At 37.4% G+C, this 15,103-nt stretch carries 16 protein-coding genes and 1 pseudogene; 10 read left to right on the forward strand and 7 right to left on the reverse strand.

Going from position 1 to position 15,103, the window contains the following annotated elements; all coding sequences use genetic code 11:
- Window positions 1-97 precede the first annotated feature (97 nt).
- The gene (locus PROCOU_RS05170; RefSeq protein WP_036070092.1) at window positions 98-562 is read left to right on the forward strand and encodes a hypothetical protein; all 465 of its coding nucleotides are present in this window, start codon (window positions 98-100) and stop codon (window positions 560-562) included.
- Window positions 563-799: 237 nt separating this feature from the next.
- Here the strand turns inward: PROCOU_RS05170 and PROCOU_RS05175 are convergent, their stop codons facing one another.
- From PROCOU_RS05175 to PROCOU_RS05190, 4 genes are all read right to left on the reverse strand, one after another.
- Window positions 800-1,708, reverse strand: a complete 909-nt coding sequence (locus PROCOU_RS05175; RefSeq protein WP_036070093.1) for a magnesium transporter CorA family protein — start codon at window positions 1,706-1,708, stop codon at window positions 800-802.
- A gap of 240 nt (window positions 1,709-1,948) precedes the next feature.
- The gene (locus tag PROCOU_RS05180) at window positions 1,949-2,416 is read right to left on the reverse strand and encodes a DMT family transporter (RefSeq protein ID WP_036070094.1); all 468 of its coding nucleotides are present in this window, start codon (window positions 2,414-2,416) and stop codon (window positions 1,949-1,951) included.
- 13 nt (window positions 2,417-2,429) lie between these two features.
- Window positions 2,430-2,879, reverse strand: a complete 450-nt coding sequence (locus tag PROCOU_RS05185; RefSeq protein WP_036070095.1) for a DMT family transporter — start codon at window positions 2,877-2,879, stop codon at window positions 2,430-2,432.
- A gap of 60 nt (window positions 2,880-2,939) precedes the next feature.
- The gene (locus PROCOU_RS05190) at window positions 2,940-3,581 is read right to left on the reverse strand and encodes a uracil-DNA glycosylase (protein WP_036070096.1); all 642 of its coding nucleotides are present in this window, start codon (window positions 3,579-3,581) and stop codon (window positions 2,940-2,942) included.
- 70 nt (window positions 3,582-3,651) lie between these two features.
- Between PROCOU_RS05190 and PROCOU_RS05195 the strand changes: the two genes are divergently transcribed.
- Window positions 3,652-3,849, forward strand: a complete 198-nt coding sequence (locus tag PROCOU_RS05195) for a hypothetical protein (protein ID WP_036070097.1) — start codon at window positions 3,652-3,654, stop codon at window positions 3,847-3,849.
- 47 nt (window positions 3,850-3,896) lie between these two features.
- Here PROCOU_RS05195 and PROCOU_RS05200 read toward each other — a convergent pair whose 3' ends face one another.
- Entirely contained in the window at window positions 3,897-5,843 is a 1,947-nt protein-coding gene (locus tag PROCOU_RS05200; RefSeq protein WP_051994205.1) for an endo-beta-N-acetylglucosaminidase, read from the reverse strand.
- Between the two features lie 218 nt (window positions 5,844-6,061).
- Here PROCOU_RS05200 and PROCOU_RS05205 point away from each other — a divergent pair, with 218 nt between their 5' ends.
- From PROCOU_RS05205 to PROCOU_RS05225, 5 genes are all read left to right on the forward strand, one after another.
- The gene (locus PROCOU_RS05205) at window positions 6,062-6,895 is read left to right on the forward strand and encodes a MerR family transcriptional regulator (protein WP_036070100.1); all 834 of its coding nucleotides are present in this window, start codon (window positions 6,062-6,064) and stop codon (window positions 6,893-6,895) included.
- Complete coding sequence (locus PROCOU_RS05210) at window positions 6,885-7,499, forward strand: GyrI-like domain-containing protein (protein WP_208293608.1); 615 nt, start codon at window positions 6,885-6,887, stop codon at window positions 7,497-7,499. The genes PROCOU_RS05205 and PROCOU_RS05210 overlap by 11 nt, the downstream gene beginning before the upstream one ends.
- Before the next feature lie 195 nt (window positions 7,500-7,694).
- Complete coding sequence (locus PROCOU_RS16410) at window positions 7,695-8,237, forward strand: DUF3267 domain-containing protein (protein ID WP_159101185.1); 543 nt, start codon at window positions 7,695-7,697, stop codon at window positions 8,235-8,237.
- A 110-nt stretch (window positions 8,238-8,347) separates the two neighbouring features.
- Window positions 8,348-9,199, forward strand: coding sequence for a glucosaminidase domain-containing protein (locus PROCOU_RS05220; protein ID WP_036070103.1), 852 nt, complete (start codon window positions 8,348-8,350; stop codon window positions 9,197-9,199).
- 225 nt (window positions 9,200-9,424) lie between these two features.
- The gene (locus tag PROCOU_RS05225; RefSeq protein WP_036070105.1) at window positions 9,425-10,492 is read left to right on the forward strand and encodes a glucosaminidase domain-containing protein; all 1,068 of its coding nucleotides are present in this window, start codon (window positions 9,425-9,427) and stop codon (window positions 10,490-10,492) included.
- Between the two features lie 98 nt (window positions 10,493-10,590).
- Here the strand turns inward: PROCOU_RS05225 and PROCOU_RS05230 are convergent.
- Window positions 10,591-11,348: pseudogene (locus tag PROCOU_RS05230) on the reverse strand (exodeoxyribonuclease III).
- 75 nt (window positions 11,349-11,423) lie between these two features.
- Between PROCOU_RS05230 and PROCOU_RS05235 the strand changes: the two are divergent.
- Window positions 11,424-11,954 (forward strand): DUF1697 domain-containing protein, encoded by a 531-nt coding sequence (locus PROCOU_RS05235; RefSeq protein ID WP_036070107.1) that lies wholly within the window; start codon window positions 11,424-11,426, stop codon window positions 11,952-11,954.
- Between the two features lie 12 nt (window positions 11,955-11,966).
- Window positions 11,967-13,202, forward strand: a complete 1,236-nt coding sequence (pepT, locus tag PROCOU_RS05240) for a peptidase T (RefSeq protein WP_036070108.1) — start codon at window positions 11,967-11,969, stop codon at window positions 13,200-13,202.
- Between the two features lie 44 nt (window positions 13,203-13,246).
- Here the strand turns inward: pepT and PROCOU_RS05245 are convergent, their stop codons facing one another.
- Window positions 13,247-14,020, reverse strand: a complete 774-nt coding sequence (locus PROCOU_RS05245; protein ID WP_036070111.1) for an ABC transporter ATP-binding protein — start codon at window positions 14,018-14,020, stop codon at window positions 13,247-13,249.
- Between the two features lie 178 nt (window positions 14,021-14,198).
- Here PROCOU_RS05245 and PROCOU_RS05250 point away from each other — a divergent pair, with 178 nt between their 5' ends.
- Window positions 14,199-14,723 (forward strand): HD domain-containing protein, encoded by a 525-nt coding sequence (locus PROCOU_RS05250; RefSeq protein ID WP_279625169.1) that lies wholly within the window; start codon window positions 14,199-14,201, stop codon window positions 14,721-14,723.
- The last annotated feature ends 380 nt before the right edge of the window (window positions 14,724-15,103 follow it).

The following is a 15,103-nucleotide window of genomic DNA, read 5'->3' on the forward strand; positions in this document are numbered from 1 at the left end:
AAAGGAGTAGATTACATGTCTAAGAAAATGAAAATTGCAACATTTGTATGTACGTCAACTTTAGTCCTCTCAAGCTGCTCCTGCTGTTAATGGAAAAATGATTGATGGAGGGAATTGTCGGAATAATTCGGATTATTACAATCCAGAAGTCACTATTGCAGATGAGCGTTTTGTGACTTTTGGGGAAGGGATCAATTTAACTGGTGCAATGCAAGCAACATCACGAGCGAATGTCCCCGTCGATAGCGCGGTGGATCGCCTTATACATTGCAATCGTAGTTCAATGGAAGTGACGCTTACAACCAATAAGATTAAGGAGTTTAGTACTCGTTTAGCAAGTAGCTTTGGAGTAATGAAATTAAGTAAATATGCAATTACTGTATGGAACGTGGATTTTAGTACAATATATGCGAAACCGAAAACGGAATACTATACTACAAGAATCTACACCAAGATTAAGGGTGGGAAAAAATATGTAAAAACAATTCTTTTTACATATAGCAATTCAAAGAGGACTAAATTGAAAGCAACGCGTGAGCATATTATTTGGTTCTATGTGTGATGGCTTAGGAATACAATCTGTTAAGTAAAAAAAATGTTTTAATAAAATTAAAAATAATTTGATTTTTCCTCTCTTACATAAGACGCATATTGTCAAAAATTGTAGAGAAGTATCCAACATACTGGAATGATGAGATGAGTCTGTTCGATACTAGCGACGCAATTCTGAACATACCCATTCAATTCAATTGAAAAATTGAACGCTAAGCCCCCAAAAAGGCCTAGCGTTCGGTCTTTTTCATCGTCTCAACAACCTACGCAATACATAAGCCAGCACGAACCAAACAACAACGCTAATCAAAATCGTCGTAACCCAGCCGAGCGAATTATGCTCCAGTGGCAAAGGCATGTTCATTCCGAAAAATCCAGTAATAATCGTAGGAATCGTCAATAGGATTGATAACACTGTCAAAATCTTAATCGTATCATTCAAATTATTATTTAAAATATTATTATACGTCCCTGATAACTGTTGTAAAATTTGCGATGACAATTTCGTCATTTCTACCAACTGCTTCGCCTCAATAACAGCATCCTCAAATTGCTCTTTTTCACTTGCATTTAGCGTTCGATAAATAATATGCGTTTTGACCTGCTCCAACAAAACTAGATTTTGTTTTGAAGCGGAAACAAAGTAAACGATACCAGTCTCTAAATCAGACAGGGAAAGCAGGTTTTGCTTCGTCGTTTTTTCCTTCAATTTATCATTAATCATTTTTCGATCCGCATCCATTTCCTCAACGAACGGAAAATAAGTGTCGGTAATCAGGAACAGTGAACTAAATAAAAACTCAAAAATGGTTTTTCCATCGTTTTTATCCAAAAAGCGTTTCATTTTGTCCGCAATATATTGATTTTTGCCATTGGTTACCGTTATAAATTGCGAACCTTTAATCAAAAACGTCATCGGCACCGTCTCATAATGATCGTCAATCTTTTCATTATTCGGTACATTGAAAAACAGTGCAAATGTATTTGTTTCCGCCTCGTATTCTAAGCGTGCTCGCTCATTTCTATCTAATGAATAAGCCACGATCTCATCGTCAATATTATATGCATCATAGAACTTTTTTAATTCACTAGGATTATCAATGTTGATATTAATCCAATCGTATTCCCCATTATGAAAGGGTATTTTAGTAATCAATGCTTCATCTCCCTTTTTCTGACTGAGTCTTTTATTATTATAGCAGTAATTTCGAATAAAGGAAGTATTGCTTGACCCTAAACTTATAGATTGAGCAAAAGAAAACTACATAGGTGGATCTTTATACATCGAAGAGCAGAACCGCACTAGCATTGGAAACGGTATCAGATGTTGAAATTGAAGAATGGTATGCATAATCAAATCAAAAAAGATTTCCCGTCTAAACACAGGAAATCTTTTTTAAAACCATTGAATCAGTAAAACACCGCCAATCATCGAAAGCACACCAAGTACGCGATAACGGTTAATTGGATGTTTAATAATGCCAAACCAACCGAAATGGTCAATCGTCAGTGCAATGATCATCTGGCCGCAAAGTGCTAAAACCACAGTCAGTGCAGAACCAAGTAACGGTAACAGTAAAATATTTGATGTTACAAAAATTACGCCAAGCGCGCCCCCTGTAAAAATCCACCACGGAATTCGACCAACACCGCGCAATGGAAATGTTAGCCTGCGTTCGACAACGAGAGAGATAAGTAGTAGGAGCATCATCCCGACTAAAAATGAAATAAGTGAGGCGATAATCGGTGAATCAACTGCAATCCGTAAGCGGCTATTGATTGATGTTTGAATCGGTGACATCATGCCCGCAACAAGCCCCATGAACATAAAGGCAATCATAGATTTAGATTTTTTTGCTGTCATAAAAAGCCCTCCTTTAATAGCGCTGCATCAAAATAACGCCGAAAAACATCATTGCGATCCCAATGACTCGCGGTAAATTAAGTTCGTGAATCGGCACGTTGAACCATCCGAAATGATCGATTAAAAGCGCCATCACCATTTGTCCGCAAAGCGTAATCACGACAGTTAAAGCTGATCCGAGTCGGGGCATTAATAAAATATTCGATGTTAAAAAGAACACACCAAGCGCACCACCGCCAAACCAGATCCACCAAGGATTCACGACAAGCATATGTACATCAAATGTCCAGCCGTGTTCAAAGATGAGTGCTAAAGCAATTAAAATCGTACTTCCAATTAAAAAAGACACCCAGGAGGCGATAAATGGTGATTTTGTATAGTCGCGTAGTCGCGAATTGACTGCTGTTTGAACAGGAATAGTCATACCCGCCATAAGGCCAGCCAGCATTAATAATAGTGTCATCAAGCAATCCTCCTTTTTCAGTAGTAATATGATTATAGAACAAATGTGCTAACCTGTCGTTTATAATGCTTTTACTATTAAAATTTCTTTTAACTTCTCCCAATCCGCAATGAGATTCTGCTCTATTTTTCGATTGTAGAAAATAGCTGCGGGATGGAACGTCGGAAAAATATCGTATGCTCGCTTGGATGGCACATAGTTAGAATCGGCACCAAGTTGCTTTATTTTTCCGTGCCAAATGTTGCCGTGCGATTCAGAAATAGTCATTTTGTTGTCGATGAGCCGTTTCAATGCACAGCCACCTAGAGCAATGATTAATTTTGGCTGAACTTGAGCAATTTCATAATCAAGAAGTGGCGCGTGTAAAAGAATTTCTTGCTTTTTCGGCATCCGATTTGGACGCTTCTCGATTTTTTGTCCCGCTTTATCGATCATCGTCTTCTTACCAAAAGGGCGGCTACGGACAATGCTTGTTATATAAACCTGATTGCGTGTTAAACCAGCGATAGCAAGCGTCTTGTTGAGTTCCTTGCCTGAACGACCGGTAAATGGAATACCTGTCCGAATCTCTACTTCGCCTGGAGCCTCACCAATCAACATAATATCAGGTGAAAAATCCCCATTGCCAAAGACAAATCCTTCTAAGTCAAATGCTTTATTTTTAATGATAATCGGATCGATTAGTTCACGCGGATATGTCATCTTATTACCCCCAAAACTTGAACTTTCTTCTATTAAATTATAACATGAGAATAGAAGAGGAGGAGAGCAGATGCACTTTTTGAAACTATTTTTTAATGCGCTAGTTATTATTGGTCTTATTCTACTTGTGGCTAGATTAGTGACCGTTGCTTTGCGGTTTGCAGGAATTGAGTTTACAACGTTTTTTGTCGATTATTCGTTCCCATCTTTAGGAATCCTTCTAGTTGGTGCTTTAGGAAGCTGGTTTATCGATAAACGTCAAAAATAAGAAAGTGGTCTGCTCCATATAATGGCAGACCACTTTCTTACTATAAATTAATAACCGATAGCCTTTACTGTGATTTGTGCTTTGCCATTAACAGTGTAGACATTCGTTGCAAAGAAGGCGCTAGAAGGTGTTGTACCAATTAATTCCTGCAACCCTTTGGCATTTTTTTGATAAATTTCATAGTAGCGAACGTTCCCAAGCGCTGTGTCCCAAGTGATGCGAGCGTTTGTTTGACGTTCTGGTGTAACTTTTTCAGTCACTTTGACATTTTTAACAGTGCCTACATACCCAATATCTGTTTTTCCTTGTAATGCGATTTCACCGATTCGGATTTTAGCATTTGATTGTGCTGTAGTCGTTGTTGATTCTAATGATATCTCTTTAATTACTTTGCCGTAATAAGGGCTAAGCGTTGTGCTCCAATTAACCCAACCCGTGCCAGAAGCCTTCAATACAACTTTACGCGGATTTTTCTCACCAGCGAATTGTAAAATAAGTTTGTGAGTAGCGCCTGTATCTTTTACCTTCATCGAAAAAGTCGTATCTTGCTTCACCTTAATATCTGTTGCAAAAAGTTTCGTTGTGGTTGTGCCATTTTTTGCGGTACTACCAGATAGAAGCAGGGAAGAAGCGCCTGTATAAGCATCATCAGAGGCAATGCTCGCTGCCAATGTATTGCCACCAGTGTTATCTAAAATAAAACGATAGGTCGGCATAACATCTTGCATCCCGCGCTGATTCCATGCTCCGGTCTGTAAACGAACGCCACTTTTATTGAAAAATGTTCCTTTTCCTGTATTAAAATTTGTTTTGAGTGGTAATGCTGAAATACCTGATTTTTCTGGGAAGTATTTTGCGATACCTTGCCAATCTTTTGCCCCAGTTACGTTTTCAGGATAGCGCGGATCCACTCTATTCCCGTTCCAAAACTTATTTTCTTTCGCGATAAAATCTGCCTCGTTCGTTGCATTGTAGTAAACCCAACCAGGAATATAGAGACCTAAAGAAACAATCGGTGCTTGTCCAGCGGGTGGGAAAATTGCGCTCCAATTTACATTACTGTTATAGCCGTTGGATTGAACGTCCACACCAGCATATAATTTATGCGGACTAACACCTAGTGCTGTCGCATTTTGATTAGAGGCAACAAGGCGATCAGGATTCCAACGAAAATCAATAAACATGCCATTAGAAACCGCCTTATTATTTTGCGTTAAGAAAGGACTATTTTTTTCGTTCAAAGCCCCTTGCCAGTCGATTTCACCAGTTGTTGTCATTGAATCATACCAAATAATTTGCTGATTAGCGTCCTTTTTAGCTTGCATGTACTTCAAAACATTTTGCATAGCAATCGAGTCTGCGGCAGTAAATCCGGTAGTCTCCTGATTAATAAACCAGCCGTCAAAACCGTAATAGTTCGCCACCTCAAGTAACTTATCAGCCACAGGGTAGCGCCCATTTGCATCTTTCGTAATAAACTGCTTCACCCACTCAGGTTTTCCACCATATACATTCGGCGGGAAAAATACAGTCCCGACGACCGGTACGCCATTTTTATGCGCCATATCAATCGTATCAGCACTCGGTGGAATAATAATCCCTTCACCAGAAGAACCAGCCCAAGCAACGAGTACATCGACATATTGCCATTGTGTTGGGTTGTACACTTGAATACTTTTAAAACCTTGCGAAGGCGTTCCAGCTGTGTGTTGATTAATAATATCAAGCGACATGAGTTCGCCCTTGATTGTTTGTGTACCATTGGATTTGGCGGAGATCACTCGCTTTTTCAAAGGAATCGTACCCTTATTAAATGGTGCATCGGGATCTGTTTTTGGGCTCCATTTCAATAATTCATTTGGAAACCAGTAAGACGCAAATGGTTGCCCCGTCTTCGCTTGCGTTGCTTTGTCCTCCTCAGTCATCGCATACGCGTTTAGTGATGGAGCTAGTAATGAGGTGAAAAGTGACAAACTAAGTAAAACTGCTAACATTTTTTATTTTTTTTCATGTGTCTCTCCCTTTCTAAAATAATAATGCGCTTACATTTATAGGAATGAAAACAAGCTGTTCCTCTAAGAATACTACAAAAATTTCCAATAAAAAAGTAGCTGATTTAAAGATTCCTAGACTAATTTTAGTTCTGCACTTGACTCTCTACCTATGTCATCGTTTAGAATAAGATTATAATAACGTAACAAGGAGGTATTATATGTTTCAAATAGGCGAATTTTCTAGACTAGCTAATGTTAGCATACGATCTTTGCGCCACTATGATAAAATCGGTTTGTTAGTCCCTGAAAAAATAAACATCGAAACCAATTACCGTTACTACTCAGCAAAGCAATTGCAAACTATCAACAAAATTCAAAAACTAAAAGAAATTGGCTTAGGCCTTTCTGTTATCAACGAAATTCTCTCATCAGGCTCAGACGTAAAAACAATCCAATCCCATTTTGCGATTCGTGAACTTGAGTTACAAGAAGAATTGGAAACTATCACACAGCAACGGTTACTTTTGGAGAGTTCATTAGCCGTGCTCAAAGAAAATAGTGCGAAATGGAATTACCATATTATCAAAAAAGAAATCCCAAAACGCTTTGTGGCAAGTGTTCGTGATACAATCCCAACCTTTGCAAGTGAGGGGTTACTTTGGGAACGGTTATACGGGGAAATAATACCACAGCAAGCTCAATTTGCGAAGGAACCTTTTAGTATGGCGATTTTTCATGACGAAGTTTATCGCGATGCGGATGTGGATGTGGAAGTTCAAGTGTCGCTCAAAACCGCAGCGTACGATTCTAGAAATGGAGTTGCTTTCAAAGAAGCCCCGGAAGTGAGTGTAGCATCCGTTATAATAAATGGAAGTTACGAACAAATGACAGCTGTGACCGAAGCCGTTGCTGTTTGGCTAGAGAACCACGAATATCAATTAAACGGACCAATGTTCAATATATACCACGTGTCGATTGCGACAGAACCAAACCCAGAAAATTGGGTCACCGAAGCATGTTTCCCAATAAAGGAGGAAAATCATGAAGTATGAATGGCGAAAACAAGACAAAAATATCTATTTACCAAAAGCAAAACCAGAAATTATTGATTTAGAGCCAATGACGTATATCACGATACAAGGAAAAGGAAATCCGAATCATCCATTATTTTCAGAATTAGTTACGGCGCTTTATGCAACATCCTATGCGATTAAAATGATGCCAAAAAAGGGAGACATACCAGAAGGATACTACGATTATACCGTTTTCCCGCTAGAAGGATTTTGGAGTCTAGAGCCTGGAAGCTTAGCATTTGATAAAGAAAAACTCACATATAAAATAATGTTACGTCAACCAGATTTTATCACACCGGAATTATTCGAAATGGCAAAAGAGAAAGCAGCAAAAAAAGTTGCAGAAGAGCACGTAAATCAATTAAAATTGGAAGAAATAACAGAGGGTTTGAATTTGCAGATGTTACATGTGGGAAGCTTTGATAACGAGGCTACATCTTTTGCAAAAATGGAAGCATTCTGCGAAGAAAATAACCTGGAGCGACTAAGTAAAAACCATAAAGAAATTTATTTATCAGATTTTAAAAAGGTAGCACCAGAAAAACTAAAAACGACGCTCCGCTTTGAAATAAAGTATAAATAAGAAAAATGAAAAATCTTGAGCTAACTAAAAATGGGCTTGAGGTTTTTTAACACCCTTATATATAGAAGAAAAACGATTTTTTACATAATAATTGTTTTCTAACCGATTTTCATACTATAATGGATGGAAGGGAATCTGAGAAATTTCATTTAGATGTTGTTAGTAAAGATTGTAAGAAATGAGGTCAAAATAGTTATGAGAGCACAAGCATTGTCGAAGGAATACAACATTGTTAACGACAAAAAAAGAATGCAAACGATTAAAATAATGGCCGCCACACTTACTGTAATCATGCTAATAGTCGGAATCATATTAGCTTTGCGAGAATCCGTGCCAGTAAATTTTACGGTAATAGGAATAATTCTATTTTGTATCGCATTATATATCGTTTTCACTATACATGAGCTCATTCACGGACTCCTTTTCTGGGTGCTTGGTAATGGTAAATTAAAAACAAGTCAAAAAAAAGGAATTGTTTATTTTAACTGTCCCGATCAATTATTTTCAAAATGGCAATTTAACATAATCAGCATTGGACCATGCGTTTTATTAACATTGATTCTCGTTATTTTAGCATTGGAATTTCCAGGTGATGTGGTAGCTATTTATTTGTTAATTGTGGCTCATTCAGCCCTGTGTATAGCAGATATGTACACGATGAAGATTGTATCATCTGCGCCAAAAAAAGCAAAGATAGCAGATACAAAAGAAGGAGTCATCATCGTATCAGAAAAATAATTTTTGCTGGTTAGTAAGCCTAAGATGGTTGCAAAGAGTACTGCTTTTCCGATACAATGAGACAATAGGGTAAAAAGGGCATCAAGGTATAGAAAGTAGGTTTTACCAAAATGAGACGTCGGAAAAAAAAGCCACTTCTTATTGGAATTTTACTTGCAGGCGTTGTACTCAGCGTGTTGACATTTTTCGTAGTGGCTAAGCTATTTCTTATGGAAGATGAGCCAGTAGAAGTTACGCGAGTTGATCCAAAACAAGAATTCATTGAGCTACTCGCCGGACATGCACAACAGATACAAGAAAAAGAAGGTATTCTGACAAGTATTACACTAGCCCAAGCCATTTTAGAGTCTGACTGGGGAAACAGCGGACTAGCTACAGAAGGACGGAATTTATTTGGTATTAAAGGAAAGTATCAAAACGATTCTGTGATGATGCCAACAAAAGAATATGAGAATGATAAGTGGGTAACCGTTGATGCTGCGTTCAGAAAATATCCAACTTGGTACGAATCATTAGATGATCACGCAAATCTCTTTTTAAAAGGAACATCTTGGGATAAAGACAAATATCGTGAAGTTGTCGAAGCAAAAGATCATCGAACAGCAGCCAATGCATTACAAAAATCTGGTTATGCGACAGATCCAGACTATGCCAATAAATTAATCGAATTAATTGAGCAAAGAAATTTACAGGCTTACGATAAAATTTATGACACGATTATTTCTAAAAAAGCGATGCACGAAACTGGCTCACCAAAACTTACAAAAAATACTACAATTTGGTCTAGTCCACCTAAAACCAAAGGGGCAAAAAAGATAAATGATATAGCTAAATATGGAAATGAAAAAATGAATATTATCCAAGAAATGAAGACTGAAAGTGGAAAATGGTACCAGATAAAAGAGGGGTCAAAAACTCTTGGATGGGTAAATAAAGATGTGATTCGCATTAGAACGCCATAAAATTATGGCGTTTTTTTTTTTCATGTGTTCAAAAATAAAACACATCTAAGAAGTGGCTATAAATAGCGGTATAGATACATTTTGTAATATTATAAACAGAAATGACACATCTCTGTAACCTAAATGAAATACTATTTTTGCTAGAATGAACCCTGTTGATTTGAAAAGATACATGAAAACAAAAATACTATAAAAAAAAGCAGAAAGAAGTGTAGAATAAATCGAATGAAAAAATCAGTCAAACGCAACGTAGCTATTTTAGGAACCATTGGAATGATGATGGGCACAATTGGTATCCCAGTTAGCACATATGCGGCAGAACGAGAAAATAATTCATCTATAAGCTACACCAATTCCCAACAGGAATTTCTAAATAAAATAGTGCCAGATGCGCAGAAGCTTCAACGCGAGCATGGCGTTTTAACGAGTGTAACGATTGCCCAGGCTATTTTAGAATCAGGATGGGGGAAAAGCGGCTTAACACAACAAGCCAATAATCTATTCGGAATTAAAGGTAGCTACGAAGGCGAATCTATCACAATGAACACGAAAGAATTTTTTAACAATAGTTGGACAACGATAGATGCACCATTTCGCGAATATCCTAGTTATTATGAGTCACTAGAAGATCATGCCTTACTATTTGTTAATGGGCCTTCATGGAATCCAAATAAATACGCAGGTCTTGTTGGTGAAGAAGACTACAAGAAAGTAGCACAAATCATTGAAGATGGCGGTTACGCGACAGATCCCAATTATGCAGAACAACTTATTGCAACGGTAGAAACATATGGCCTTGCGAAATACGATCAAGTTTACGATACAATAGTAGCTAAAACAAGTCTATATGCATATGGACAAGTAAAGCCTAGCGCCCAAGCAGCAGCATGGAGCGTGCCGGAAACAATGAAAAATGCCGCCGAGAGAGTTTCTTTAACAAATTACAAAAATAAAAGCTTGCGACTAGTTAATCGAGCAAAAGTGAGTGACGGTTCTACATGGTATGAAGCAACATTTAATGGCCAAAAAATTGGCTGGATTAATGCGGCGAATCTAAATCTCCTGTATACGACAGCAATGGAACAAGAAGTAAACTTGATAAGAGGTGTTGAGAACGAAGCTGGTAAAATATACGCTTTCCCAGTTGTAGATAGCAGTACTGTTCGAGGCACACTTGCAGGAATAGATGAAGTACACGTTGATAGCCAAGCGGTTGTTAACAATAAGATTTGGTATCGCATCAATGACGGTGGCAAACGACTTGGTTGGGTTGAATCACCAACATTAAAATAATAATAGAAAAACTCGTATCCGAAAAAAGTTGGATACGAGTTTTTTTATGCATTTAAAAGGATTTTACGGATTTATGTCGAATAAGATATTATGAGTACCTACAGAGTAATCATTAATTCCACAGGACAATGATCTGATCCCATAACATCTGCATGTATCACGGCTTCCTCTATATTATCCGCTATACGCGCTGAGACAATAAAGTAATCAATGCGCCACCCAGTATTCCGAGCACGTGCATTCATTCGATATGACCACCATGAGTAGGCATTCTCTAAATCTGGATATAAGTAACGGAAAGAATCGGTAAAACCGCTCGCAAGTAATTCTGTGAATTTGCCACGCTCTTCGTCAGAGAATCCAGCATTTCTACGATTTGTTTTAGGATTTTTTTAAGTCGATTTCTTGATGGGCTACATTCAAGTCACCACACATAATAACTGGCTTCATTTGATCTAATTTTTTTTAGATGCTTTAAGAAAGTGTCTTCCCAATCCATTCGATAGTCAAGACGCTTCAATTCATTTTGCGAATTCGGCGTATAAACTGTAACCATATAGAACTTAGGGTATTCAAGCGTAATGACACGTCCTTCTTGATCATGTGCTTCAATGCCTAGACCGTACTGTACTGAAATAGGCTTAGTTTTTGAGAAAATGGCTGTGCCGGAATATCCTTTTTTAACAGCATAGTTCCAGTAATCATGATATCCCGATAAGTCTAAATCGATTTGCCCTTGTTGAAGCTTTGTTTCTTGAACGCAAAAAATATCTGCATCCACTTCTCTAAAATAATCCATGAAGCCTTTCTTTTCTGCTGCTCTGAGACCATTGACATTCCAAGAAATCAATTTCAATTCCATCACTCCTTTGATATCTCTTATTATACCTCACAATAATTTTTAGGTATAATAAGAAGTGGGAGGTAGAAGATGAAATATATTATATTCTTAAGGGCAATAAATGTAGGTGGAACCCGCAAGATTAAGATGGCTGATTTAAAAGAAGCCTTTCTAAGCGAAGGCTATCAGAATGTCATCACTTATATTCAAAGTGGGAACGTTATCGCGGAAAAGGAACAAATGAATCATGAATTTGTTCAGCAAGGAGTAGAGGCGCTAATAAAAAAACATTTTGATTTTGAAGTTCCCGTTGTTGCATTTAAACCGTCTGAGTATGAGGAAGTATTAAGACAGAATCCTTTTGGTGAAGAAAAAGTGATGGTTCATTTTCTTGATAAACTACCCAAAGAATCTGCAGTTGATAAGTTACTAGAGTTAAACGCATCAAGTCCAGATCAGGCTGCAATTGTGGGGAGGTTCTTATACGTGTCTTTGAAGGCAGGAGTATCCGACAGTGTATATTCAAATAAATTCGTTGAGAAGGTATTGCAAGTAAGAGCAACAGCCAGGAATTGGAATACTGTGTTGAAGATGTCTGAGAAGCTGAATAATCTGAGTTAGGGAGGAAAGATAATGAAGAATGAAATAATGGAACGCTTTATAAAATATGTACAAGTAGATACACAATCTGATGATTCTAGTTCAACGGTTCCAACAACACCGGGACAACTTGAATTAGGAAATATTTTGGTGGAAGAATTAAAGGCGATTGGCATGGAAGATGTTACGATTGATGCGAACGGTTATGTAATGGCAACCCTTCCTAGTAATACGACTAAAAAGGTAGCTACTATAGGATTCCTAGCGCATATAGATACAGCTACAGATATGACTGGTAAGAACGTATCTCCGCAAATTCATGAAAATTTTGATGGAGAGGCTATTGTGCTAAATAAGAATTTAGGAATTATTCTTTCACCAGAAGCATTTCCAGAGTTATCTACATATAAGGGACAAACGCTAATCACAACGGATGGAACAACCCTTCTTGGCGCAGATGATAAAGCTGGTATGACCGAAATAATGGTCGCAATGAATTACTTGTTGCAGCACCCAGAGATAAAGCACGGACCAATCCGAGTAGCATTCACACCTGATGAAGAAATAGGCCGAGGTCCGCATCATTTTGATGTAGAAGCTTTCGGTGCAGAATTTGCGTATACAATGGACGGCGGCCCACTTGGAGAACTAGAATATGAAAGCTTTAACGCAGCCGCGGCTCGAATTACATTTAAAGGAAATAGCGTGCATCCGGGAACAGCTAAAGATAAAATGGTTAATGCCAATAAAATAGCAATGGAATTTCATAGCCATTTACCAGCAGGCGAAGTACCAGAAAAGACAGATGGGTACGAAGGTTTTTATCATCTAATTTCATTAAACGGAGACGTGGAACTTGCGAAATCCTACTATATTATCCGTGATTTTGATCATGATGGATTCATTGAGAGAAAGTCGCGAGTGTCTGAAATAACAAAAGCATTGCAAGCAAAGTATGGCGTTGAAAATATTGTTTTAGAGATGACTGATCAATATTATAATATGAAAGAAAAAATAGAACCTGTTAAAGAGATTGTTGACATGGCTTATAAAGCTATGAAGAATTTAAATATCGAACCAGATATTCGCCCAATTAGAGGGGGAACTGATGGTTCACAACTATCGTTCAAAGGTATGCCTACACCTAATATTTTTTCAGGAGGAGAGAACTACCATGGTAAATTTGAATATGTCTCTGTAGAAAATATGGTGAAAGCAACGCAAGTTATTATTGAGATAGCACGTCTATTTGAGCAAGAAGCTGAGTAATGCATAATCGCGTACGAGGAAGTTTTCTCGTACGCGATTATGCATCATTTAGGGAATACAGAAATTTGTCCATTATCCAAAGTAATGACATCTACAGCATGACAATAGAAGGAAGATAATTTTTCTGTGGTAAGCATAGTTTGAGTGGGACCGGCATCATACTTTTTACCGTCTTTCAGCAGTAAGGTGTGGCTAAAGCACGGTAAAATTTCTTCCGTATGATGTGTTACATAAAGAATAGTTGGTGTATGAGGAAGGTTAGTAATAATCTTAATACGATCTAATAGACGTTTCTTTGCAAAAATATCAAGACCTGTACATGGCTCATCAAGAATTAGTAGTTCAGGTTTTGCCATAAGGGCTCTAGCAATGAGAACAATCTGCCGCTCACCTTGAGATAAAATAGCATAGCGTTTGCCTATTAGTTCTTTCCCACCACACTCTATCAAAATATTGCAAGCAGTTTCTTTTTCTTCGGCAGTTGTATCTTGATATAATCCAATACTTGCAAACTTTCCACTAACAACGATAGACTCAGCAAAATCATATTCTCTTAATTGTTGTTGTAGAGACGAACTCACCCAACCGATAGATTTTCGCAATTCGGGGAGTGATGTTTCTCCAAATTTGTGTCCCAAAACATCAAGTGAACCAGATGTAGGCCACAGGTAGCCATTCAACAATTTTAATAAGGTAGTTTTTCCAGAGCCATTTAATCCAAGAACAGCCCAATGTTCCTGTGGTTTAACGGCCCACTCAATTGAATCTAATAAAGTTCTTCCATCACGTTTTAAGTATACCTGGTCGAATTTGAACATATCATCATTCCTCCTAGTAATATATTGGGTCTTAACATCTATTTTACATAAAAATAAGAAAATTAGAAAATGTAAAGTGAGGTATTAGAGCAAATGGATAATCACATTATAGAAGAGGCCAAAGCATACATAAAAAAAAGAGTTCGCTAATGAAGAGACTGGACACGACTGGTACCATATTGAAAGAGTGTACCAAATGGCAACATATCTTCAAAGCAAAGAAGGAGGTAATCTTACAGTTATTAAACTGGCTGCTTTGTTTCATGATTTCACTGATTCAAAGTTAAAGAAGGACCCTGAACAGGCGCAACAATCTATGGAAGCATGGTTTAGAAATCACTATTTATCAGAAGAACAAATCCGGAGTATTTTATCAATCATAGAGCATGTATCCTTTAGTCACGAACGTGCTGGAACAGTAGAACTAGGTTTGGAAAGCAAAATTGTCCAAGATGCCGATAGACTGGATGCAATTGGAGCTATAGGAATAGCCAGGTGTTTTACTTATGGAGGGGCCAAAGGAAGACCTATATATAACTTGGAAAACATGGAATCAAGTAGTATACAGCATTTTTATGATAAGCTTTTAGTAATTAAAGATAGGATTAAAACAAATACAGCTAAGCAGATAGCCTATTCTAGGCATGATATGATTTTGACATTCTTAAAAAACTTTAAAAGTGAATGCAATATACAAATTTGATGAATTAAAACAAAACAGTTGCATTTTAAGAATATCTATTATATACTTAGAAAGTTCTCGAGTTGAGAGCGGAAAAATATTAATAAAATAAGTTGTTGACACGCTAATAACTTTTATGATAAGATGTAAAAGTTGTGTTAAACAAAGTAATGACCTTTGAAAACTGAACAGAAACAAAGATAAAACCAATAGAGACAGTAATGTTTCTAGGTAAGAATCGCAGGGCGGAAATAGAGAGCTATTTCCAAAAAAACTACTAGTAAAGTAATTTGCTAGCGAAGTCAATGTGACGCAAGGATCTTATTCACGGTGTTGAATAAGTATTCAAATTCAGCTTTATTTTAAAGAGAGTTTGATCCTGGCTCAGGACGAACGCTGGC

Source organism: Listeria rocourtiae FSL F6-920, from assembly GCF_000525975.1.
In the GTDB taxonomy this organism is placed as follows: domain Bacteria; phylum Bacillota; class Bacilli; order Lactobacillales; family Listeriaceae; genus Listeria_A; species Listeria_A rocourtiae.

Excerpts from the sequence above, each read along its gene's own strand:
- PROCOU_RS05170 (WP_036070092.1), top strand. The coding sequence starts at position 98 with ATGATTGATGGAGGGAATTGTCGGAATAATTCGGATTATTACAATCCA.
- PROCOU_RS05180 (WP_036070094.1), bottom strand. The coding sequence starts at position 2,416 with ATGACAGCAAAAAAATCTAAATCTATGATTGCCTTTATGTTCATGGGG.
- PROCOU_RS05185 (WP_036070095.1), bottom strand. The coding sequence starts at position 2,879 with ATGACACTATTATTAATGCTGGCTGGCCTTATGGCGGGTATGACTATT.
- PROCOU_RS05190 (WP_036070096.1), bottom strand. The coding sequence starts at position 3,581 with ATGACATATCCGCGTGAACTAATCGATCCGATTATCATTAAAAATAAA.
- PROCOU_RS05195 (WP_036070097.1), top strand. The coding sequence starts at position 3,652 with ATGCACTTTTTGAAACTATTTTTTAATGCGCTAGTTATTATTGGTCTT.
- PROCOU_RS05200 (WP_051994205.1), bottom strand. The coding sequence starts at position 5,843 with ATGTTAGCAGTTTTACTTAGTTTGTCACTTTTCACCTCATTACTAGCT.
- PROCOU_RS05205 (WP_036070100.1), top strand. The coding sequence starts at position 6,062 with ATGTTTCAAATAGGCGAATTTTCTAGACTAGCTAATGTTAGCATACGA.
- PROCOU_RS05210 (WP_208293608.1), top strand. The coding sequence starts at position 6,885 with ATGAAGTATGAATGGCGAAAACAAGACAAAAATATCTATTTACCAAAA.
- PROCOU_RS16410 (WP_159101185.1), top strand. The coding sequence starts at position 7,695 with ATGAGAGCACAAGCATTGTCGAAGGAATACAACATTGTTAACGACAAA.
- PROCOU_RS05220 (WP_036070103.1), top strand. The coding sequence starts at position 8,348 with ATGAGACGTCGGAAAAAAAAGCCACTTCTTATTGGAATTTTACTTGCA.
- PROCOU_RS05225 (WP_036070105.1), top strand. The coding sequence starts at position 9,425 with ATGAAAAAATCAGTCAAACGCAACGTAGCTATTTTAGGAACCATTGGA.
- PROCOU_RS05235 (WP_036070107.1), top strand. The coding sequence starts at position 11,424 with ATGAAATATATTATATTCTTAAGGGCAATAAATGTAGGTGGAACCCGC.
- pepT (WP_036070108.1), top strand. The coding sequence starts at position 11,967 with ATGAAGAATGAAATAATGGAACGCTTTATAAAATATGTACAAGTAGAT.
- PROCOU_RS05245 (WP_036070111.1), bottom strand. The coding sequence starts at position 14,020 with ATGTTCAAATTCGACCAGGTATACTTAAAACGTGATGGAAGAACTTTA.